Genomic DNA, 22,010 nt, shown 5'->3' on the forward strand with positions numbered 1-22,010 from the left:
GCTCGTTCGATGAACTGCGCATCGCGCAGTTCATCGACCCCGGGTCCAGCGCTTGCGCTGGTCCGGGTCCAGGGGTGGACAACCCCTGGTGGGGCCTGGGGCAAAGCCCCAGCGCAGCGCCTCCCAGATGAGACCAATGCTCAGGCGTCAAGGCACAGCGAGGGGAGGGCCCCACGGAAAAATCACTGGATCGCGAGGGCCGAATGGAAGGATGCTACGTGCGCGCATGCGGAACACGCAACTTCCCCTCCTGCTCCTCCTGTTCACCGCCGCCTGCGGGGCCTCGTCCGAGGCCGCGAAAGAGCCGGCCACGCCCGCCTCCGGTTCGTCCTCGGGCAGCACCGACGAGGTCGCGGAGCCCTCGGCGGCGAACGAAAACGTCCTCTCCTTCGGGTGGAAGGTGCCTTGCCGCGTGCCCGTCGAGCGCGTCTCGGAGAAGAAGGGCAAGGGCGCGAAAATGCGCTTTTTCGTCGCGGCCCGTCCCATGAAGGACGGCAAGATCGAGGTCCGCGTCGAGGACACCAAGTTCCTCGTGATCGACGGCGAGGACGCCACCACGCCCGAGGTGCAGGAAAAGCTCGCCCCCGTGCTCCCGCTCCTCAGCATGCCCGTGCCCATGATCATTTCGCCCGAGGGCGAGTACCTCGAGGCCCGTGGGCTCGATCAGATGATCAAGCGCATGCTCGCCACGCCGGCGATCGCCAACAACCCGAAGCTCTCGACGTTCATGGAGCAGGCGCTCCGCTCGCCGCAGATGCAGGCGCAGCTCGCCTCGGCCGCGGGCGACTCCTGGAATGCCTGGGTCGGCGCGTGGATCGGGCTCCCGAATGCGCCGGGCGAGGTCGTCGAGGCCGACGACCAGGTCCCCGCCGGCGCGGAGACGATTCCCGTGCGCCTGCGTTTCGAGCACCACGGCAAAGTCCAGGAGGACGACGCGCTCGTCCGGGTCTCGATCACGCAGACCCTCCAGGGGGAAAAAGCGGCCCAGGGCCTCGCCAGCCTCATCCGCGAGATGGCCGGGCCCCATTTCCCCAAAGACATGCCCATCGAAAATATCCGCCGCATCACGCGCACCGAAGCGGAGACCGACCCGCGCACGCTAAAGCCCCGCCACGTGCGGTTCGAGCAGACCGTCGACATGACCATGGGTGGAAAATCGCAGAAGAGCCGTGAGTACAAGGACGACACGTTCGACTGGTCCCGCGCCGAGGGCTGCCGCTGACCCCTGCCGTCCCCCCGGCCGCCGTGATAAAAAGCGGCATGCGAAACGACGGGAAACTCTCCGCAATCCTCCTCACGGCCGCCTTTGGTGCCGCCGGGTGCACGGCCGAGGAACGGCAGTTCGCGAACATCTGCGACACGGCGATCCTCTGTGACGACTTCGAATCGGGCGGCACGGGCGACAAACCCGGAGGCAAGTGGCGCACCGTCGAGGTGGGCGGGTCCGTCGTCGTCTCCTCGGAGAATGCCCGGAGCGGCTCGCGCGCCGTGAAGATCACGGCGGCCGCGACCAGCATGAACGCCGATTTTCGGACCGTGATGCTCGCGCTCGACGACACCTCGGTGCTCCCCCCGGAGGGCAACGTGCTTTATGGCCGGGCGATGATGTTCATCGAATCCGTGCCCATGCAAGCGGGGGGCGTGGGGCTCGTGACGGGGCAGGGACGCGTACCCGGACAGACCTACAAGGCTTATTACCGTTATGGCGTGCACCACCCCATCATCGACGAGGGGACGGGAGCGTTCCTCGGCAGTCAGCTCACGGCGTTCTACGACACGCCCGAGTATTACGAAGATCCGATGAGCGCCCCTCACACGGCGTGCTGGGCCCACTCGCACGAGGTGGCCATACCCGTGGGGCGGTGGGCGTGCTTCGAATGGAAGTTCGACGGGCAAAACAACGCGATGCAGCTCTCCGTCGACGGGTATGGCGTGCCCGGCCTCGCCGTGAAGGAGACCGGGGACGGCTGTACGAACCCGGATACGCCGACGGCTCCCTGGGTGGCGCCGCTCTTCTCCGAGCTCTACCTGGGGTGGGAGTCCTATCTGCCGGACGAGGCGCGCGCGATCTGGATCGACGACGTCGTCCTCGCCACGCGGCCGATCGGTTGTCCCGAATGAACGTTACTTCTTGCCCTTGAACGTCCAGTCGTAGGAGATGACCGTCGCCTCGTTCTTCGTGGTGCCCGTGACCTCCATCGAGAGGGCGCCCGTGTCGTCGAAGTTCAGCGTCGCCGAGAGGGGGAGCTTGCCTTCCCAGTTCGCCACTTTGACGTCACACGTGTTTTTCACGACGACGAGCTTCGGCGTCGACGCCTCGCCCTTCATCTCGCAGGACGCGAATTTCACGACGTAGCCGTTCCCGTCCTTCGAGACCGTCACGGTCGCGTCGGGCACCTTGCGCGGCGGCGACTCGTTCTTGGCGACTTCCGCCGTCTGCGCGACGGCGATCTTCATCGTCCCGGACTCCGTGGCCTCGCCTTTGTACGTGCCCGAATAGTCCGTGCCACAGCCGGCCACGCCAAGGGTCCCCACCGCGAGAAAACCGAAGAGATAGTGGTGTTTCATCGTGCCTCGTTCGATGCACCGAAGACCCAAGCACGGCGCGTGCCGGGCTCGCGCGTCGCCCTACATACACCAAACGGCCCGGATTTTCATCGGTCCATGGACGTCGCCGGTCGACACGGCGCAAGGCGCGCGCGGAGGCGCAGGAGATGCGCCGCGGCCGTGCCCTTCGTCGTTGAGTCGGGCGCGCGCGATCTGGTAGGTACACGGGTGTGAGCTTCAAGGAATACGACGACCACGACGCTCTGGGTCTCGCCGCGCTCGTGAAGAAAGGGGAGGTGAGCCCCGTCGAGTTGCTCGAGGAGGCGATCACGCGTGCCGAACGCGTGAACGGGCGGCTCAACGCGATCGTGATCGGCATGCACGTCATCGCGCGCGAGCGGGCGCGCGGCGAGCTGCCCGACGGCCCCTTCCGCGGCGTGCCTTTCCTCATGAAGGACATGGCCTCCGCTTATGCCGGCGTGCCGCTTCAGGCCGCGAGCCGCCTCTATCGTGGAAATGTCCCTGCCCACCACGCCGAGCTCACCGAGCGATTCCTGCGCGCCGGCCTCGTCGTGTTCGGCAAGACGAACTCCCCCGAGTTCGGCATCCTGCCGACGACCGAGCCCGAGCTTTATGGCCCCACGCACAATCCCTGGCGCCTCGGCTACTCGCCGGGCGGATCGAGCGGCGGCGCGGCGGCGGCCGTCGCGGCGGGGATCGTGCCCATGGCGCACGGCGGTGACGGCGGCGGATCGATTCGTATTCCGGCCGCGTGTTGTGGCCTCTTCGGCTTCAAGCCCACGCGCGCGCGCACGCCGGTCGGCCCCGACGTGAGCGAGAGCTTTTACGGGTTCGCCACCGAGCACGTCCTTTCCCGCACCGTGCGCGACAGCGCGGCCGCGCTCGACGCGACGGCCGGGCCCGAGTCGACCGCGATGTACCACGCGCCCGCGCCGTACCACGGTTTTTTGGATGCGCTCGGCGCGCCCCCCGAAAAACTCCGCATTGCCTTCACGACCGAGCCGCTCCTCCACGGCGCGGACCCCCACCCGGACAACCGGCGCGCCGTCGAGGAAACGGCAAAACTGCTCGAAAAGCTCGGGCATCACGTGGAACCGGCGCGGCCGCGCTTCGACGCGCGCGAGTTCGCGAAGGGGTTTTTCCTGCATTTCAGCGCGCTCGTCGCCGCCGAGATCCGCGCGTCGGAGGACTTCCTCGGCCGCCCGGCGCGGCGCGAGGATGTCGAGCGGACGACGTGGCTCTTGAACCTCGTCGGCCGGAGCACGGACGCGGGGACGTTCGTGTATTACCGGCGCAAGCTCTTCGAAGTGCAGCGCGCCGTGGCCGGGTTTTTTCAGGAATACGACGTCCTGCTCACGCCGACGATCGGCAGGCCGCCCGTGCCGCACGGGACCTTGCTCGCGAAGGGCCTGGAGGAGGGGATGCAAGAGCTCGTGGCGCGGCTCGATCGCCCGGAGCTTTTGCGGCTGCCGCGGCTGCTCGACATGGCCGTGGAGCGCGCGTATGCGTTTTCGCCGTTCACGCCGGTCTTCAACGTGACGGGGCAGCCTTCGGCGAGCGTGCCGCTCCACTGGAATGCGGAGGGTTTGCCCATCGGGACCATGCTCACGGCGCGCTTCGGGGAGGACGCGCGTCTCTTCCGGCTCTGCGCGCAGATCGAAGAGGTCCAATCCTTCCGCGCCCGTCGCCCGCCCGTTCACGCTTCCGCGTCCCCGGGGCTCTCGTGACGTGATTCCGAGCCGGCGTCCTCCCTGCCCGGCGGATCAGTCGTCGCCGGGCGTGAAGAGGATGGGATACGAGACCGTGGTCTCCTTCGTCGCCGCGGGGAAAACGAAGCCCTGGGCAGCGTCGCGCATGCAAGCCTCCATCGGCTGCGTCGCGGCCGATTCCGCCGTGGCCTTGAGGGTCGTCATGTGCCCGTCGGTGCCCACCTTGAAATCGAGGATGATGCGACCCGACGCCGCCGGATTCGTCTGGAGGACCGCCTCGTAACAAGGCCGGAACGAGGAAAAACCTCCGCGCACGACGGCCTGGATCTCCTCGGCTTCGAGCGACTCCGGCACCTCGACGCTCGTGGCCTCGAGCGGGAGCTCGTCCATGCCGGCGAGCGTGGTCTCGACGTTGTCGAGCTGGGCGAAGCGCGGGGCCGCGACGAGGATCACGGGCGGCGCGCCCTCGCGCTTCTTCGCGGCCACGAGCCCCTTGCCCTTCGCGAGCCGCGCCTTGATCTCGGCCGAAGGTAGCGGCAGCTCCGCGTCGTATCGCGCGGGGATCTCGCCCCCTTCGAGATCGTAATAATAAACGACGAGCGAGGTGGCGAGCTCGGCGCGGGCGCGGACGATGCCGACCCACGAGGTCTCGCGGTTCGTGTTGCTGTCGACGTTCACCTCGCACGTCGAGCACGTCTTCTCCTTTTCGGCGCGGATCGCGCCGCCCACGTTGAACGTGCCGATTCGATCACTCGAGAAGTTGCGGTCGCCGCCGAACGCGAGGACCCGCACGCGATAACGGCCGCCCGCGTCGGGCGGGAAAAACTTCGCGAGCTGGGTCGCGAAGATCGAGACCGGAGGCTCGGCCGGGGTGAGGCGGCGCTTCGGCGTGTCCTCGCTGCCCGTGAGCAGCTTGCGGAGGCGTTTTTCCGCCTCGGCGGACAGCGCCCATTCCCGATCGCCCGCGTGCGCGGCGAGGAGGTTTTCGACGGCCGTGATTGCGCCTTCCGCGTCGCCCGTCGCTTCGAGGGCGCGGCTGCGGACGAGCGTGGCCTCGTCGCGCTCGGTCGCGGTGGCGGCAGGATGCGCGAGCGCGAGATCGATCTCGGCGAGCGCCTGCTTCGCGTCCTCGCCGCGGTCGAGCGCGCGCGCGACCCGCTCGATACGCAGCGCGACGGACGCCTCGCCCGAGGGCGCCGCCTGAATGGCCGGCGCCTCGGTGCCCTCGGTGTTTTCACCCGCGCAACCGAGCACGAACGTCGAAGCCAGGGACACGAGAACGAAACCACGGCCGAATTGCTTCATCATGATCGGATCCTCCGTTATGGCTGCCATCGCGGCGCCGTCTGGAGACCACTATGCGGCGCGTTCCTGTACGAAATTTCTCTGCCATGTCACCGTTCGGTCACCGGGCGCGGGTCAGTCGCCTCCAGAGCTCGGGGCGCGGGTGAAGCGGTAGCCGGCGCCGCGCACGGTGACGAGGTGGCGAGGGTTCTTCGGGTCGTCCTCGATCTTGGCGCGGAGGCGGTTGATGAAGTTGTCGACGGTGCGATCCGTGCCGAAGTAGTCGGCGCCCCAGACGGCATCGAGGATACGCTGGCGCGGGAGGAGCGTGCCCTCGTGGCGCAGGAAGTAGCGGAGCAGGCGCATTTCGAGCGCGGTCGTCTCGAGCGACTGGCCGCCGCGGCTCAAGGTATGAGCGCGGAAATCGGCGGTGACGTCGCCGATCTGGATGACCTCGGTCTCGGCCTCGACGCGCCTGCGCCGCCGGAGGGCCGCGTCGATGCGCGCGCAGAGCTCGGCCACGCCGAACGGTTTTACGATGTAATCATCGGCGCCGAGGCGCAGGCCGCGGACCTTGTCGGGCTCCTCGCCTTTGGCCGTGACCATGAGAATGGGGACCTCGGGATCCGCCTCGCGGAGGCGCTGGCAAACCTCGAAGCCATTCATGCCGGGGAGCATCACGTCGAGCAGGACGAGATCGGGCTTTTGCGCGAGCGCGGCTTCGAGTCCGTCCTTGCCGGTGCCCGCGACCTCGACGCGGAACCCCTCGGATCGCAGTGTCTTTGTCATGGCGAGGCGCAGGCCGAGATCGTCCTCGACGAGGAGAATGGTCTCCTGCCGCCCCGCAGAACTCTTCGTGCTCATGCTTTCCTCCCTGGAAATACCAAAACAAATGCCGCGCCGCGACCGGGCTCGCTCTCCACGCGCGCCGTCCCGCCGTGCGCGCGCATCACGTGTCGGACCAGCGAGAGGCCGAGGCCGCTGCCCTCGGTTTCCCGGCTCAGTTTGTCGTCGAGCCGCTCGAAGGGCTCGAAGATACGCTTCTGATCACGCCGTGAAATCCCGGAGCCCCGGTCCTCGACGCGGATCGTGATGCTCTCGTCCGCGCGTCGCAAGACGACCCGATAGGGCGTGCCGTCGGGCGCGTATTTGCGCGCATTGTCGAGCAGGTTGTCGAGGGCGAGGCGGACGAGCCCTGGATCGACGTGCGCAGGGGCCGGGGTGTCCATGGTGCGCTCGATCGCGGGAACATCGGGGAATCGCTCCTCGAAGGCGAGGATGGCCTCGTCCGCGACGGCCGCGAGATCGGCCTCCGCGCGCACCGCGGCGAGCCGGCCTTTGGCCATACGGCCAAGCGAGAGCATGCGCTCGACCGTGTCGCCGAGCCTCTTCGACTCGCGCGCGAGTGCCTCGAAGACCTCGTGTTGCTCCTCGGGCTCGACACGACCGCCTTCGAGCAGCTCGGCGAGCATGCGGACGGAGGAGACCGGCGTGCGCAGCTCGTGCGAGACGGCGGAGACGAAATCGACCCGAAGCTCGCTCGTGCGCCGCGCTGCCCGCATGCGCGCCCATAACAAGGCGAGGAGGCCGAGCGAGACGACGACGGCGCCCGCGCCAATCGCGGCGAGGACGCGGCGGCTCCGCGCGGCGCGCCGGTCGATGGCCGTGCGATCGGCAGGGACGACGTGCATGGCGAGGCCGGGCGTGAGGAGGGTCGTGCCGCGAAGGTCGCCGAACGAGGCGACGGTCGGCGCGAATTGCGCGCGTTCGCCGGCGGGCATGGCGGGAAAACCCGCGTCGAGGGAGGCCGCGAGAGAATCGCCGTGCACGACGAGGCCCGCGAGCCGGCCGTCGTCGAGGGCGCGGAGAACGAAGATGGCGCCCGGCGCGCGAAACCGCAGCATGCCAGCGCGATCGGGGCCGCCGCGCAGGGCCACCGCGGCCTCCTCGCTGCGCAAAGCGTCGAGGATGCGGCCACGCGTGGAGGGAGAACCCTTCAATGCGAGGAGCGCGCGGGCGCGCAAGGGTTCGCCGAGGGCCATGGCCGTGGTGAGCTCCTCGCGTGTCGCCTCGCGCTCCCCGGACGAGAGCGACGCCGCATGGCCCTCGATCCAGGCGACGAGGGCCGGAGCTTCGCTCTCCGAGAGATGGGAGAGCGCGACGATGGGATAGAGGAATCGCCCGCCGGCGCCGCGAACGTCTGGACACACGGTAAGCAGCTCGTTACGGGCAGCTTTTCGTGTGTCCGGGTTTTTCGAAGTGGTGAACGTGGCCGCGAGGGTGTTGCAATGGTCCGTCGAGGCCTTCGGGGGGGCGCTCGCGGGCGGCGCAGCCGGCAGGGCGAGGGCGCGGTCGCGATCGAGCAGCAAGGGCGCCGCAAAGGGCGGGGCGAGGCCGGCGAGGGTCTGCTCCGCGTCGCGGAGCTCGGGGCCGAAGCGCGCGGCGGCAAGGGCCGCGTTGGCCTCCGCGAGGCCCTGCTCGACGCGGAGGCGGAGGCGTTCGGCGCTGAAGTCGAGCGCGCTCTGGGCCTCGCGCCGCTGCGCCGCCTCCTCGCCCTCCATCGCGCGCAGGCCGAGGATGCCCACCGCGATCGAAGGCAGGAGCGCGAGCGTCACGAAAAGGAGGAGATCCCTGAGGCGCGCGGCGCGTTCGGTCAACACGAGGGACAGGTTCGCATGGAAATGTCACCGCCATGTCACGGCATGCGCGGCGGATGCAAAGTGGGAGGCGCTGCGCTGGGGCTTTGCCCCAGGCCCCAGCAGGGGCTGTCCGCCCCTGCACCCGGACCAGCGCAAGCGCTGGACCCGGGGTCGATGAACTGCGCGATGCGCAGTTCATCGAACAGGCCAGGTCAAGACCAACGACGATCCTGCCCATCAAGACCGTTCAACAGGCCACGTGCCCGTCGCCAGCGTGCAACGCACCTTCCTGGTCTTGCCACGGGCCTGTTGGAAGAACTGCGCAACGCGCAGTTCTTCCACGAACGGTCCAGGGCTTGCCCTGGTTCGGGTCGAGGGGCGAACAGCCCCCGCGGGGCCCGGGGCAGCGCCCCGGCGCGACGCCTCGCGATGAGACCCATGCTCAGCGCCAGGCCCTCGGGCGGGGGAAAGCGCGGCGGGGCGCCTATCCCCCGAGGATCGCACGCCGCGCCGTGGGGAAATCCTCGCCGGCCGCGCCGCGGCGGGCTGCGACGGCCTCGGCGAGGAGGCCCTGTGCGACGAACGCCTCGACATCCGCGAGCGTGGCTCCCTCCGTGGGGGCGAACTTCAGGAAATACGGTTTGTCTCCGGTCCTCACGCCCGCCTCGGTGCGCTCGATCACGTGGCGCAAGAGGGCGAGGGCGTCCTTGGGGAGGCCCCGCCCCCCGATTTTCTCGAATGCTTCGGTCCAGTCGAGATCGGACGAACCGCGGAGTTTGTCGAAGATCAATTCGTAGGCGCCCGCGAGGTCCGGAGCCCAGCCGACCGCGTCGATCGCGGCGTCGAGCACATATTGATCAGAGTCGCTCGACACATGCATGAGCTCGGCTTGGGCGAAGCGGAGGCGTCCCTTCAGGGCGGGGTCCGTCACGACCAGGGATACGGCGAGAAACGTGGAGGCGTCGGCGCGCTCGATCGCGACCTCCTCGTTCACCGCCCGCGCGGCCCACGCGAGGAGCTCCGCGGGAAGATCGGGATTGTCGGAAAGCGCTGATTTGGCGGTTTTCTTTTCGTCGGCGTCGTCGTCGTTGCGGAGTCGATCGAGGAGAGATTGGGCGTCCATGGGGGCACGATACGCCAGACGGGGCCAGGGGGTCGAGAGCGTGCCTGGGTCTTGTGCCTCGGGCGGTAGAGCTGTAGGCTCTGCGACCATGGCCTCGGCCGACGAGATCCCCGCGTGGCTCAAGCTGCATCGCCGCCTCGTGTCCTTGCAGGACGGCGTGGGGGCCACGAACGCCATCGTCTGCGACCTGTCGGGCAGCCTGCTCTGCTATGGTCTGTCGAGGCGAGCGCCGAGCGACCTTCCGGTCCCCATGGAGGCCCTTGCGCTTCGGGGGACGGAGGCCGATCTGGAGCGCGAGCTATCCGCGCTCGGCGAGATGTTCGAGCGCGTGCTGCGAGCGCGCCCGCCCGGGAAGGACAGACCCGGCGCGCGCTTCACGGTCGCGCTGGCCGACGAAGAGCCGTTCGCCTACGCGCAATCGTTTGCCGGGGTCTATGTATTGCTGCTCTGGTTCAGCGGGCCGTTCACGCCGTTCCCGGTGGCCGCGCGGATCCGGTCCGCGTTGCCGGCGATCGAGGCGCTCACGGTGATGCTGCCGCCGCCCGAGGGGCCGAGTCGAGGGGCGATATCGATGCGGACAAGGGGGTGAGCGCCGCTTCCGTCATCGTGGCGCCGGGATGGTCAATCGAGCGGTATCAACGCGCCACCGCGGGCACGTAGATCGAGCAGGGCGGGGACGGTCTTGCTCGCGAGCTCCGCGGCTTGCTCGGCGTCTGCACCGTAGATCCGCTTCGTGCACGGCTCATCGAAGCCGGTGATGTCAACCACAGCCGCGAACATCTCTCCCTGCGGCTCGGGGGCGCTGATGGTCACCGTGATCGTTCGCGCGGCCCCGCCTTCCGGGGGTATCCATTGCAACTTCTGGGTTTGCATCGTTGGTCTTATTTTTTCTTGTCGCAGTCCCGCAGACACCGCGTGTAAATGGCGTGCGCCTCTTGATGACAGGCTCGCCTGTTCTCGGGAGGCGCCTTGTTGCCCCAACGGATTCAACGGACACTCTCGCACGATTGGAAGGAGTAGGGCTGCCTGGTATCACAGAGAAGCCGCTGGTCACGACAGCACGAACCGCACGCGGTACTTGCGTCTCGCAGCTTCTGTAGCAGTTGTCCCACGGCTCGTTGCACTCTTCAAGCAGTGGAGGTTTCCGCCATCGAAGGCATCGTATCGTTTCTGCTTTTCACGCGGACGGCATCCCACGACCAAGACGTTCACGAGAACGGCGGCGACCAGCACGTGTCCCCGCTTCATCGCTCACCCGCCACCTTCGTCGGGCATCGGCAAGCGTGATACGTCAATCTCGCCGGAGAGGAGGCGGGGGAGGAGGAGGTCACGCTGCTTGCGCAAATTCTCGTTCTTCGCCGCGAGCACGTCGACAAGCTCGTCGTTTGCGTCTGCGATACGCACGAACTCGTCCTGGAGTCGGAGCGGCGGCACGTCGATCGGGATCCCGCGCAGAATCGATGTGTTCAGGTTCGGCATCGTCGCGCCGACGGCGCGGCTTGCGATAAGGGAGACGATCTCGGGCTTTCCGAGGTACTGGTGTAGGTATCGGGAGCGCAGCGGTCCCCCGGGTAGGGTGATCCTCAGGCAACCGGTACCGCAGAGCCAGCCAGCTTGCCTCTGGCGGATGAAGGCACGACGGCCGATGTCTCCTCTTCGGCCGTACACGATATCACCCTCGGAAAGCTTATGGTGTGCCAACCTTTCGACGATGTCCTTCGGGATGCGGGCGATGTCGCTCGTATCGATCCTGCCCTCACGAAGGTTTTTAGGCATCACGACCGGTGTTCCCTCGGTCGTATAGTCCGATTCGTGGAGCTGGCTGCCGAACGGCCCGGTCCGGATGGTCCCGCCGGCCTCGTCTGCTATCTCCCCGAGGTCTCGACGTTTGGCTGCGGAACGTGCGTCCGCCTCGACGTGTCCGAACATCAGAGCTGTTTGCTGTTCCAGGAGCGTGATGCGCTTGGTGCTGTTCTCGATGAGGTCGTCGTAGGCGGCGAGGATGTTCGCGATTCGGTCCTGAACCCTGCGTGGAGGAACTGCAACTTCTGTTTGACCGATGAGCGTAGGACGAACGTTGGGCTGAGCTGCTCCGTATGCAACAGCCTCAATGTTCGTCCGCGTGCTTGGTGCGCGCAGGCAATAAAATAAATAGTCTAACGAAAGCTCACCTGGGCGGTGCAGCACGAAGCGACCAACTCGTTGATTCAGTAGGAGAGGTTGATGCGTGCGTACTCTTCCCACTTCACCGATGATGCCGCTCATCGTTATGAGAACGTCGCCGAAATGTAAGCGATATTCGTGAGCGCTGTCGGCAGTCTCCTCCGAGACATAGGAACAGCCGTCAAGGACAATGCTGCCCTCTTTGATGTTGCCTATTTTGACGACAGCCACCCCGTTTGATTGCCAATCGGCGCTCTTGAATGCGTAGCCGGAGCGAACGGATGCAAACTGCGCGATCTGTCGAAGAGGGTAGCTCATGAACACGTCTCCAGGAGCGCGGCAACGCTTTCCGCGATCCGCCCCTCCAACTCCCGCGCCTCCGCATGGAGCCGCTCTAGCTCCTCATTCAACTCCCCAAGCCTCTCTTTGAAATCGAACTCCTCCCCCGCCTTCTCCACCACCCCCACATACCGCCCCGGATTCAGGCTCCACCCCTGCGCCTCGATCTCCCCGATCGTCGCCACCTTGCACAGCCCCGCCACGTCGACGTACTTCCCTTTCGGGAAATTCTCCTTCATGAGCTTCCCGCCCCCGTGCAGGTTCTCCGCCTTCTCCCCACGCCACAGCCGCGCGATGTTCGCCAGCATCTCGATCTGCTCCGGCGTGAACTCACGATGCGCCCGGTCCACCTGCCGGTACACGTGCCGCGCGTCGATGAAGAGCACCTTGTCCTTCCGCGCCCCCTTCGCCTTCCCCTTGTCCAGGAACCACAACGTCACCGGCAGTGTCACCGTGTAGAAAAAGTTCGGGCTGAGCGCCACGATCACGTCGACCGCGCCCGTCTCGACGAGCTTGCGCCGGAGCTCGAGCTCGCTCCCCCGCGCGTCGCTCGCGCTGTTCGCCATCACGAACCCGGCCCGACCCTTCTCGCTGAGCGCGCTGTAGAAGAGCTGGATCCACAGGTAGTTCGCATTGTCGATCGTCGGCATCCCGAACGGGAACCGCTTTCGGTCGTCCTTCAGCCGCTCTTTGTCCACGGCATTCTGGTTGAACGGCGGGTTCGCCATCACGAAGTCGAACCGACCCTCCTGCTCGTGCACGTCCTCGTAATAGGTGTTCGCCTCCTTGATGTCCCCCGAGAGGGCATGCACCGCGAGGTTCATCCGCGCGAGCCGCAGCGTCGCCTGGATCTTCTCGATCCCGTACACCGAGATCTCGTCCGTCGGCCGCTTCTCGTGCGCCGAAACGAAGCTCGCACTCTGCACGAACATCCCGCCCGACCCGCACGCAGGATCGTAAATGCGCCCGTGGTACGGCTCGACGATCTCCACGATGAGCCGCACCACCGAATACGGCGTGAAATACTCGCCGCCCTTCTGGAGCGTGCGCGGTGCGAAGTTGCCGAGGAAATATTCGTAAATCCGCCCGAAGACGTCGCCCTCCACGTCCTCGGGGATCGTGCTGAAGAGCTTCAGGAGCTCCTTCAATGTCTGCGCGTCGAAACGACCGTACGTCTTCGGCAAGACGTCCCGGAGGTCGTCGTTCTCCGCCTCGATCGCCTTCATCGCTTCGTTGATCGCCTTGCCGATGTCCGCGCCCTCCGGCAGCTCCAGAAGCCCGCGGAATCGCGCTTTCTCGGGCACGTAGACGAAGCCGCGGGCGTGAGCATCGTCCCGCCCGATGGCCCCACGTCGCCGCGCTTTGCCCGCGAGCTCCCGCTCGGCTTGCGCAAATCGGTGGTCGGCGTACTTGAGGAAGATCAGGGCGAGGACGGGCGTGGCGTACTCGGACGGCTGCAGCGCGGAGTTGGTCCAGAGCTGGTCGGCCGCGGCCCAGAGGCGCCTTTCGAAGTCGGCGGGGAGGGGCATCGGGCGGGTTGTACCGCAAGACGGGGGAGGGGGGTCGAGGGGATCGCGGCCAGGGCGGGGTCTTGTGCACCGAGGGCGGGGTCTTGTGCACCGAGGGCGGGGTCTTGTGCACCGAGGGCGGGGTCTTGTGCACCGAGGGCGGGGTCTTGTGCACCGAGGGCGGGGTCTTGTGCGCCGAGGGCGGGGTCTTGTGCGCCGAGGGCGGGGTCTTGTGCGCCGAGGGCGGGGTCTTGTGCGCGGAGGGCGGGGTCTTGTGCGCCGAGGGCGGGGTCTTGTGCGCGGAGGGCGGGGTCTTGTGCGCGGAGGGCGGGGTCTTGTGCGCGGAGGGCGGGGTGTTGTGCGCCGAGGGCGGGGTGTTGTGCGCCGAGGGCGGGGTCTTGTGCGCGGAGGACACAGCCGCTAGCGCGGAGGACACAGCCGCTCGCGCGGAGGACACAGCCGCTCGCGCGGAGGACACAGCCGCTAGCGCGGAGGACACAGCCGCTAGCGCGGAGGACACAGCCGCTAGCGCGGAGGACACAGCCGCTAGCGCGGAGGACACAGCCGCTAGCGCGGAGGACACAGTCGCTCGCGCGGAGGACACAGTCACTCGCGCGGAGGGCAGCGACGTGGAGCTCCGGACCGATGACCCGAGCGGTTGACGGCCATCCACATTCGCGTTTATCTGAACGAATGCAGCGCGTGAAACCGACCCCGCTCCCGCTCACGTCCCTCGTCATCCGCGCCGGGCAAGCCGCGGTGCTCACGGCGGCGCTCTTGCCGGGGTGCAGCGGTGATACGACGAGCGGAAGTGGCGACATCCCGCCTCAAGCGCCAGATCCGACGTCGAGCTCGACGGGGCCAGGCGGGGGAGGGGGCGCGGGTGGTGAGGGCGGCGTCATTCCGCCGCAGCCGGGACCGGGCGGCGGAGGGGGTGTCGGCGGAGAGGGCGGCGTGATCCCACCGCAGCCGGGACCGGGCGGGGGAGGGGGCGCCGGCGGAGCAGGCGGCGGAGGGGGCGACGGCGGAGCAGGCGGTGCCATTCCGCCTCAACCCAATCCGGCCGGCGGAGCGGGCGGCGCCATCCCGCCACAGCCCCCGCAGGCCAAGTAAGCCATCGCCGATGGGCGGCATCTCTCGGTTCAGGACGCGCGGCGTTCCTTCTCCGCAGGCAACCGCGAGGTCTCGACGAGCCGCGATCAGGCTCTCCGCCGACGCGCTCGATTGGATCGTGCTGAACCTCGCGCGCGGCGTCGCGCCCCGCGAGATCGTCGCGACGCTCTCCGGGGCAGGCCTCCCCGTGGCGGCGGTCAGGAACGCGCTCGACGAGATCGCGCATTCGCAGATCACGCCGGCCTATGTGCGCGCGGTCGACGAGCGCGCCCGAGCTCGCGAGATAGGTCGGCTCCCCGAGCTCGTCCGGCGAGATGCTGGCGCGGTCGTGGAAGTCTCGCGATGTCCACCCGCCGACGTGTTCCATCGTCAGCACTGGATCGGCAATGCCCCTCTCGTCGTGCGAGGGTACGTGGAGCAATGGCCACGGCCCCCGCGGTTTCGCTTCGAGGACCTCCGGCGGCGATTCGCCGATGTGGAGATCGAGGTCGCTCGGGGTCGAACCAAGCACGCGCGCCCCGATCTTGAATTCGCGGAGCTGCGGGCGAAGATGTCGTTCGGGGACTACCTCGATCTCGTCACCACCGCAGTCGACGACGACGTCTACCTCGTGGCGCGCAACCGAGCCTTCGAGGACACCACGATCGGGCAATTGATCGAGGAGTTCGAGCTGCCCCCCGATCTCTTCCCGCCGCCGCGCCGTGGAGCCGTCTCGTTCTGGCTCGGGCCCAAGGGCACGCACACGAAGCTGCACCACGACGGGACCAACAACTTCTTTTGCCAGATCCTCGGCAAGAAGCGGGTCGTCTTGGTGCCGCCCAGCGTGACGATGGTCGCGGATGCGGCCACGGGCTTTTACGCGTCGCATTCGAGCGACGAGGTTCGGCGCGTTCACCCGGAGCTCGTCCATGAAGTGGAGCTCGAACCGGGCGATGCGCTCTTCATCCCGGTTGGGTGGTGGCACGAGGTATGGAGTTTGTCGCCGAGCCTCTCGCTCGCCGTCGTGGGCTTTCGATGGCCGGGCAGCTACGATTATCGGCCAGGACGCCCATTACACCAGCGCGAATCGCTCGGTTGAGACGCTCGTCAGGGCGTGCCGCGCCGAAGCCGCCGCAAAAGCTCCGAAATCGCGTCGATGTCCGCGTCCGTCGTCCGCCACGACGATACGCTCAGCCGGAATGCCGGCTGACCCCGCCAAACCGTCGGCCCGAACCAGGCCTCGCCCGATGCCTGGGCCGCTTCGCGGATCGCGATCGTTTCGGCGTCGCTGCCAGCCCGCACCAGCACCTGATTCAGCACCACCCGATTGAGGACGTCGTAGCCCGCCTCGCGCAGGGACCCGGCGAGCCGCTGAGCCTGCGCGATGTGCCTGTCGATCATGGCCGCCACGCCGTCCCGGCCGAGGCTCCGGAGCGCCGCCCAGATGGGCAGTCCTCGGGGACGGCGCGAGAACTCCATCGTCAGGTTCTTCTGCGCATCTCGCGAGGCCGTGGCATAAGCGGCGTCGCTGTTCATGGCGGCAGCGAGGGCATCCGCGTCGCGGCAGATCGCCATGGCACCGTCGTAGGGAGTGTTCAGCCATTTGTGGCCGTCGGTCGTCCAGCTATCGGCCCCCTCGACGCCCTTGGCGAGGTGAGCGTGGGACGAGGCGCGCGCCCAGAGCCCGAAGGCGCCATCCACGTGCACCCACGCGCCCGCAGCTTTGGCGCGGGGAATCAGGGCCTCGAAGGGATCGAACTCGCCGGTGTTCACCTCGCCGGCAGCGAGGCAAAGGATCGTGGCGTCGTCGAGGGGCGGCAGGCGATCCGGATCGATGCGACCAAACGCGTCCGTGGGCGCGACGAGCAGGCGGCGCATCCCGAAGCCCAGAATTCGCAGGGCCTTTTTCACGGTGACGTGCACGGTCTCGGAGACCACGACCTTGATCTCGGGGGCGCCGAGAAGGCCGTCGGCGTCGAAGTCCCAGCCCTTGCGCGCGAGGAGTCGGCGACGCGCCGCCGAGATGCAAGCAAGGGTGCAGGCCGTGGCGCTGGTCCCGAACCCCACGGCGCTCTCCGGAGGCAGGCCGAGCGCCTCGAGCACCCAGCGGCCCGCGATCCGCTCCAGGGTCGCAGCGATGGGCGAGTTGTCGAACGACGAGGCGCACTGGTCCCAAGCCAGCATCAGGCGCTCGGCAGCGGCCGCAGCGGGAAGCGCCGCGCCGACGACGAAGCCGAAATAACGCGGGCCGTTGGAGACCACCGTGGCCGGCGAGCCCAGCTCGTCGAGCCGTCGCAGCGTCTCCGCCGCATCCCGGCCATGATCCGGCAGGGGCTCTTCGAAGGCAGAGAGGGCACGGAGCGCCTCGGCGTCAGGGAACACGCGCCTCTCGTTCACGCCCGCGAGGTAGGCGTGGGCGCGGCGATCCGCTTCCTCGATCAGGGTCAGTTCATCCATGCGCAGAACTCTCCGAGGGAGGAAGCGAGATCCCCGAAAGCTTCGCAGGCGCGCCCGGCAGGACTCGAACCTGCGACCCGCGGCTTGGAAGGCCGTGATTGGTGCCCCATAAATTCACAATGGTTCCACGGGATCGTTGTTGGCCGCTGTTTCCCGATCGTCGCCCAGGAGGTTACCGACCGTCGCACCGAACGCAAGGCCCGCCTGGTGAGGGTCGGCGAGCTCGGCCCAGATCGTGGCCCGGAATTAGGCACCAGCTGCCGTGGCGGGTGATACTCGCGCCCGGCTCGATGCGGAGAGCATGGTTGTGGATCTTTGGAGCGGTGCTCGTGGGCTGCCGACGGTGACGCGGTAAGAGGTTATGGGTATAGAGAAGAAGCCGCCGCACCCGGCGACGGTGTTACAGAGGAAAGCGCCACACCCGGCGACGGTGGTGCAAGGGAAAGCGCAGCAGCCATCGGCGGTGATGCAGCGGCGGGAAGTGCAGCAACGCGCGGTCGTTCAGATGGGGACCGCGCCACTCCTGACGACGGTGGTGTTCGCCGGGACGCAGCATGTACGGATGTACGGCTTGCCGCTTCTAGGTACACCACGCAGTCCGACGCTGGCCCCGTTCTCCGTGGGGGCTCTGCAGCGAGCGACAGGCCCTCGGCCACCGATGGCCGCGGGGGGCCTCGTGCTGCAGAGGGCGCACCAGTTCCCGCGCTTCGCGAGTGAGGAAGAGGCCAACCAAGCCGAGAAGTACTACGGCCTCGGGAGCCACCTCGAATCTGATTACAAACCTTGCTGGATGTGCAAGGGGAAGCTCCAGCATATCGGTATTCCGGAGAGCGCCAAGGGGTCGGAATATCTGAACTACGTTTATCACGTCATGCGCGACAACGACAGGGTCCTGGACCCGTCGGCCCAGAACTCCGTGTTGCTGACGATGGTAGGCATCATGGAGACGGACAAGGGCTGGTTCGCGGCGAACTCCGGCAAGTCGAATGCCACCGTCGCGGACTTCGTCTGCTCGTCCAGCAGCTTCTACCTGCCGAGCAGGGTCCAGTGGATCGACAGCTCAACCATGAATGCGCGCTCCGCATACACGGCAGGAGGCGCAAAGATTCCGTCCGAGTACATCAAGGATTGCCAGTATCAGAACCTACCGTTCGCCTGCGCCGCGCCGAAGCTCATCAGCTACGCGCTGACGAATGGTCTGCAGATCCGGGCCATGTCGGAGGTCTGGTTCGGCGGCACTGCGAGCGGCGGGCAGGTCATCTGGTCATGCAAGACATGCCAGCCGTTGCTGCTCATGTTGCTTTGCCCCGCGAAGCACTGATGCGCCGGACGCCCGCAGGTGAGGCAGAGGCATGGGAGGAGGCCGAAAACGCGAAGGGGCACGCGTGTCTTGTTGACAGGAGCCGGCATGCTCGCGAGCTGGGGCCCAGCACGCCCCGTAGCTCAGCTGGACAAAGGGCCGGAGGAGCCCAGGTCAGGACTCCGTTCGGCAGGAGCGTAGGGGGAGGGGAGATGGTGCCAGGGAGGCCCCTTGGCCCACGGTGGAGGGACGGTGGGCCCTGCCGAGAGGGCCCGTAACGAACGTATTGAGTTCAGGGGAGATCAGGCTGCGCGCCCGGCAGGACGAGGGGGCAGCGCGGGCGCTCGAGGTGGTCGAGGGGGCGTACACGTCGATGTTCGGGCATGAGCCCGGCCCCCGTACCGTCCGCGTCTACCTCCTCCGAAACGCCGCGGCCGAGGCAGCGGGGTCCTCGGGGCGCCGCTGGCCGATCGCCTACCCTTTGCCGAGCATCAGCCGCGCGCAGCGGTCTCCGATCATCATCGAGGCCGCGTTCGTATTGCCGGACACGATGGTCGGCATGATCGCCGCGCCCGCGACACGCAGGCCGGTCACGCCACGCACGCGGAGCTCCGGGTCTACCACCGCGCTCGGACCGACGCCCATCTTGCACGTGCCGACCGGGTGAAAATCGGCCTCGGAGTATTTGCGCAACGCCTCCTTGAGCTGATCGTCCGTGACCACGGTCGGCCCCGGCGTGTGCTCGGCGTCCTCGACCCAGGCCAGGAGCTCCGGGGCGTTGATGATCTGGCGGATCATCTTGTAGCCCTCGAGTTGCGTGGCCCAGTCCTCCGCTGTGCCCAGGAAATTCGGCTCGATGATTGGCGCCTCGCGAGGATCGGCCGAGCGCAGCTTGACCTGGCCACGGCTCGTGGGGTGAAGGTTGATGCAGCCGAGCGCGAGCGCCTCCGATGGATAGTCGCTCCAGCCGTAGCGCATATAATATGACTGGACCTCGAACCGAGGCGGACCGTTCACGGCGCCGGGCGCTCCGTTCGTGAAAATCGATACGTCCATGGTCGTGATGTGGCTCGGCGCGTTAGGCATCCGGAGCTTCTTGACGACCACCGAGATCAGGTGATCTTGCAGGTTCTGCCCGACGCCGGGCACGTCGGCGACGTGCTCGATCCCGTGCATTGCGAGCTCGGCGGCGCTCCCGATCCCAGAGAGCATGAGGAGCTGGGGCGTATTGACCGTGCCCGTGCAGAGCACGACTTCCCGCCTCGCCCGGACGGCGATCTCGGCGCCATTCACGTCGATGAGGACCTTGTCGACCTTCCGGTTTGCATCGAATGTGATGCGCTTGACGCGCGCCAGGGTCTTGATCGTCAGGTTGAGATTCGAGAGGAGCGGCTTTACGAACTTCGTGAACGCGTCCTGCCGAGCCCCCGTCTCTACGTCGACGTTGAGCTGCGTAAACCCGACCCCGTAGGGCGAGGCGCCGTTGTAATCCTGGTTCAGCGGATACCCCAGCTTCATGACGGCATCGAGCACGCCCTTGGAGAGCTCATTTTTCGAGGTAAACTCCGCGGTCGGGACAATCGGGCCCATTGTGCCGTGGTAGGCGGGATCGCCGGCCAGGTAGGTCTCCAGCGTCATGAACGACGGCAGCACGCTCTCATAGCCCCAGCCCGTGCACCCCTGGGCAGCCCAGCCATCGAAATCGTCTTTATGGCCGCGCACCCAGACCATCCCGTTGATCGAGCTCGATCCTCCGAGCACCTTGCCCGCGGAGTAGGACTGCGCCCTGTCCAAGAGCTCGGGCTGCGGTTCGGACTTATAACCCCAATCGACCCCGGAGTCCGGCTGAGTGAGCTTCCACGATTGAGTGAAATCGCGAATGTCCTCGCGATCGTTGCTGCCGCCCGCCTCGACGAGCAGCACCGTGACGCCCGGCTCCGAGAGCAGGCGCGCGACGAGCGGGCACCCGGCAGATCCGGCGCCGACGACGACGTAGTCATAGACCTCGGGGAGCGGCGAGATCGTCTCGTCCACGCTGCAACCGGCGAGAGAGCGCGCGCCGATCGCGTAGAGCGACGATGCACCGATGAGTTTGAGGAGATCTCGACGCGAGAGGCCTGCGCGTTCGGCGAATGCGGGCAGGTCAGTACACCAAGGAGCCCTTGAAGGTCGCTTCATCGCACCATTTTATCATCTTGCGAACCGGCTGGCACCGGGCAGGGGCGCCCCCTTGCACCGCGCGGTCCCGGTGCTGCCGCCCGGCCCGGTCCGTCCATCTCGTAGCCCGCGTTCCGGAAGCTATGCCGTGAGACGGGCGCGCGGCGCGCGCGCCGCGGAGCCTGGTACGCGCGCCAATTCTCTCAGAATCATTTTCGCTTCGTTTGCCGCGCCCCCTCGCACGCTTGCCCCTCGTCAACATCCAGGCCCGCGACGTGATCGCCTTCGTCGAGCGGCTCACGGTGACGAGTTTGTCCCCGATGGCCTGCCGGGGCAGGGGCCGCATTTCGAGGGAGACCGCCACGAAGGTGCTTTCGCTCGTCAAGCTCGCCCTGCGGGATGCCGTCGCCCAGGCGATGAGCCCGCAGAACCCAGCGGTGGACGTGAGGATCCGCAAGCAGGCCAAACCGAGGAGCCCTGGACCTACCTCCTACCCGAGGAGCAGCACGCCCTCTTCACCTGCGTGAAGATCCCGGAAGAGCACCGGCTCTGGATGCAAATCCTTTGCGGTACCGGCCTCCGACTCGGTGAGTTCAACGCGCTGAAGCTTGCCGATGTGCACCTCGACGACGAGAATCCGCACGTCGTCATCCGTCGCTCGAACAAGGGCGCCACGAAGAGCGGCAAGATCCGGCGCGTGCCCCTCTTCTGGATGGCGCTCCCCGCGATGCGCCGGTGGCTCGACCTCCTCCCCGCGTGGTGCCCTCGGAACGCGCTCTCGCTGGCCTTCCCCGGTCCGCGTGGAGCTCGACGCGGGGTAGGGGTGCTCTTCCAGTTCTCGACCCACAAGGACGGGAAGGCCGTCAAGGTCAACCCCTGGGACAGCTACCTCGCTGCAGCGGGGATCATCCCCGAGCGTCGCCACGACGGCCGACGGCGGAGGCCCGCCCACGACTTCCGGCACACCTGCGCCGCCTCGCTCGCCTCGGGCTGGTACCCCCTCCAGGAGGACGGGGCCCCCGCGCCGGGCGGCCGTCGCTGGACGCTCGAGGAGATCAAGGAGCTCCACGGGCACTCCACGATCACCTTGACGCAGCGATACGCCCACCTCGGCGAGACCGCGCTCAAGGCGGCTGCGAAGGCGACGCACGCGAGTGTATGCAGCACCCCTCATGGATCAAACGTGGACCAACACCTCGGAGGGGGGAGGGCGAAATCCTCAACGATTTCGCAGGCGCGCCCGGCAGGACTCGAACCTGCGACCCGCGGCTTAGAAGGCCGCCGCTCTATCCAGCTGAGCTACGGGCGCTCGCTTTCGCGTTCGCACGCGAGCATAAACGGTCGCGGGGCATCTGACCAGATCGTTCCGCGGCGTAGCGCCGGGGTTTCACCCCGGACCCCGACCAGGGGTTGTCCACCCCTGGACCCGGACCAGCGCAAGCGCTGGACCCGGGGCGACAGCGCGCGATGCGCGCTGTCGACAGGGAAAACGTCGCCACCAGGTAGGGCAGTGCCGCTGTCTTGGTTGGCAACGCCGCTCGTGGTCTTGCCCCGGGCCCGTCCGAGAAACCGCGCATCGCGCGGTTTCTCGGCCTTCGGTCCAGGCCGTGCCTGGTCCGGGGTGCAGGGGGCGGACAGCCCCCTGCTGGGGTGCGGGGCAACGCCCCGCTC

Annotated in this window: 18 protein-coding genes, 1 tRNA gene and 1 pseudogene; 9 read left to right on the forward strand and 11 right to left on the reverse strand. The window is 67.5% G+C overall.

Annotation, left to right across the window (positions count from 1 at the left end; translation table 11 throughout):
• Positions 1-226 precede the first annotated feature (226 nt).
• Together KEG57_RS53250 and KEG57_RS53255 are read left to right on the forward strand one after the other, a co-directional pair.
• Positions 227-1,222 (forward strand): hypothetical protein, encoded by a 996-nt coding sequence (locus KEG57_RS53250; protein WP_272428793.1) that lies wholly within the window; start codon positions 227-229, stop codon positions 1,220-1,222.
• A gap of 38 nt (positions 1,223-1,260) precedes the next feature.
• Positions 1,261-2,121 carry a hypothetical protein gene (locus tag KEG57_RS53255; protein WP_272428791.1) on the forward strand — a complete coding sequence of 287 codons (861 nt, stop codon included), beginning with the start codon at positions 1,261-1,263 and terminating at the stop codon, positions 2,119-2,121.
• A gap of 3 nt (positions 2,122-2,124) precedes the next feature.
• Here the strand turns inward: KEG57_RS53255 and KEG57_RS53260 are convergent, their stop codons facing one another.
• A complete protein-coding gene (locus tag KEG57_RS53260; protein ID WP_272428790.1) occupies positions 2,125-2,568 on the reverse strand; it encodes a hypothetical protein in 444 nt (147 codons plus the stop codon).
• 209 nt (positions 2,569-2,777) lie between these two features.
• Here KEG57_RS53260 and KEG57_RS53265 point away from each other — a divergent pair, with 209 nt between their 5' ends.
• Complete coding sequence (locus KEG57_RS53265; RefSeq protein ID WP_272460032.1) at positions 2,778-4,295, forward strand: amidase; 1,518 nt, start codon at positions 2,778-2,780, stop codon at positions 4,293-4,295.
• 36 nt (positions 4,296-4,331) lie between these two features.
• Here KEG57_RS53265 and KEG57_RS53270 read toward each other — a convergent pair whose 3' ends face one another.
• The 4 genes from KEG57_RS53270 to KEG57_RS53285 form a co-directional block, all read right to left on the reverse strand.
• Positions 4,332-5,585 (reverse strand): AgmX/PglI C-terminal domain-containing protein, encoded by a 1,254-nt coding sequence (locus tag KEG57_RS53270; RefSeq protein WP_272428786.1) that lies wholly within the window; start codon positions 5,583-5,585, stop codon positions 4,332-4,334.
• A 111-nt stretch (positions 5,586-5,696) separates the two neighbouring features.
• On the reverse strand, positions 5,697-6,425 hold the full coding sequence (locus KEG57_RS53275) for a response regulator transcription factor (protein WP_272428784.1): 729 nt from the start codon (positions 6,423-6,425) through the stop codon (positions 5,697-5,699).
• Positions 6,422-8,221, reverse strand: coding sequence for a sensor histidine kinase (locus KEG57_RS53280; RefSeq protein WP_272460033.1), 1,800 nt, complete (start codon positions 8,219-8,221; stop codon positions 6,422-6,424). The genes KEG57_RS53275 and KEG57_RS53280 overlap by 4 nt, the downstream gene beginning before the upstream one ends.
• 463 nt (positions 8,222-8,684) lie before the next feature.
• Positions 8,685-9,323: a hypothetical protein gene (locus KEG57_RS53285; RefSeq protein WP_272460034.1), complete on the reverse strand. Its 639-nt coding sequence runs from the start codon at positions 9,321-9,323 to the stop codon at positions 8,685-8,687.
• Between the two features lie 88 nt (positions 9,324-9,411).
• Between KEG57_RS53285 and KEG57_RS53290 the strand changes: the two genes are divergently transcribed.
• Complete coding sequence (locus KEG57_RS53290; RefSeq protein WP_272428780.1) at positions 9,412-9,912, forward strand: hypothetical protein; 501 nt, start codon at positions 9,412-9,414, stop codon at positions 9,910-9,912.
• Positions 9,913-9,944: 32 nt separating this feature from the next.
• Here KEG57_RS53290 and KEG57_RS53295 read toward each other — a convergent pair whose 3' ends face one another.
• The 3 genes from KEG57_RS53295 to KEG57_RS53305 form a co-directional block, all read right to left on the reverse strand.
• Entirely contained in the window at positions 9,945-10,196 is a 252-nt protein-coding gene (locus KEG57_RS53295) for a DUF6968 family protein (RefSeq protein WP_272428779.1), read from the reverse strand.
• A gap of 378 nt (positions 10,197-10,574) precedes the next feature.
• Complete coding sequence (locus tag KEG57_RS53300; protein ID WP_272460035.1) at positions 10,575-11,804, reverse strand: restriction endonuclease subunit S; 1,230 nt, start codon at positions 11,802-11,804, stop codon at positions 10,575-10,577.
• A complete protein-coding gene (locus KEG57_RS53305) occupies positions 11,801-13,354 on the reverse strand; it encodes a type I restriction-modification system subunit M (protein WP_272460036.1) in 1,554 nt (517 codons plus the stop codon). Before KEG57_RS53305 ends, KEG57_RS53300 begins: the two co-directional genes overlap by 4 nt.
• A 681-nt stretch (positions 13,355-14,035) precedes the next feature.
• On the opposite strand from KEG57_RS53305, the gene KEG57_RS53310 reads away from it, so the two are divergent.
• The gene (locus KEG57_RS53310; protein WP_272428776.1) at positions 14,036-14,446 is read left to right on the forward strand and encodes a hypothetical protein; all 411 of its coding nucleotides are present in this window, start codon (positions 14,036-14,038) and stop codon (positions 14,444-14,446) included.
• Positions 14,447-14,456: 10 nt separating this feature from the next.
• The gene (locus KEG57_RS53315; protein WP_272460037.1) at positions 14,457-15,524 is read left to right on the forward strand and encodes a cupin-like domain-containing protein; all 1,068 of its coding nucleotides are present in this window, start codon (positions 14,457-14,459) and stop codon (positions 15,522-15,524) included.
• A gap of 8 nt (positions 15,525-15,532) precedes the next feature.
• Here KEG57_RS53315 and KEG57_RS53320 read toward each other — a convergent pair whose 3' ends face one another.
• Complete coding sequence (locus KEG57_RS53320; RefSeq protein WP_272460038.1) at positions 15,533-16,882, reverse strand: pyridoxal phosphate-dependent decarboxylase family protein; 1,350 nt, start codon at positions 16,880-16,882, stop codon at positions 15,533-15,535.
• A gap of 658 nt (positions 16,883-17,540) precedes the next feature.
• On the opposite strand from KEG57_RS53320, the gene KEG57_RS53325 reads away from it, so the two are divergent.
• Entirely contained in the window at positions 17,541-18,203 is a 663-nt protein-coding gene (locus KEG57_RS53325; protein WP_272460039.1) for a hypothetical protein, read from the forward strand.
• Between the two features lie 453 nt (positions 18,204-18,656).
• On the opposite strand, the gene KEG57_RS53330 is transcribed toward KEG57_RS53325, so the two are convergent.
• Entirely contained in the window at positions 18,657-20,216 is a 1,560-nt protein-coding gene (locus KEG57_RS53330; protein ID WP_272460040.1) for a GMC family oxidoreductase, read from the reverse strand.
• A 368-nt stretch (positions 20,217-20,584) separates the two neighbouring features.
• Between KEG57_RS53330 and KEG57_RS53335 the strand changes: the two genes are divergently transcribed.
• Together KEG57_RS53335 and KEG57_RS56405 are read left to right on the forward strand one after the other, a co-directional pair.
• Complete coding sequence (locus tag KEG57_RS53335; protein ID WP_272460041.1) at positions 20,585-20,866, forward strand: site-specific integrase; 282 nt, start codon at positions 20,585-20,587, stop codon at positions 20,864-20,866.
• A 26-nt stretch (positions 20,867-20,892) separates the two neighbouring features.
• Positions 20,893-21,279: pseudogene (locus KEG57_RS56405) on the forward strand (tyrosine-type recombinase/integrase); the annotation flags it as partial.
• 295 nt (positions 21,280-21,574) lie between these two features.
• Here the strand turns inward: KEG57_RS56405 and KEG57_RS53340 are convergent.
• Positions 21,575-21,648: transfer RNA gene (locus tag KEG57_RS53340), tRNA-Arg, on the reverse strand.
• Between the last annotated feature and the right edge of the window lie 362 nt (positions 21,649-22,010).

It is taken from the genome of Polyangium jinanense, from assembly GCF_028435365.1.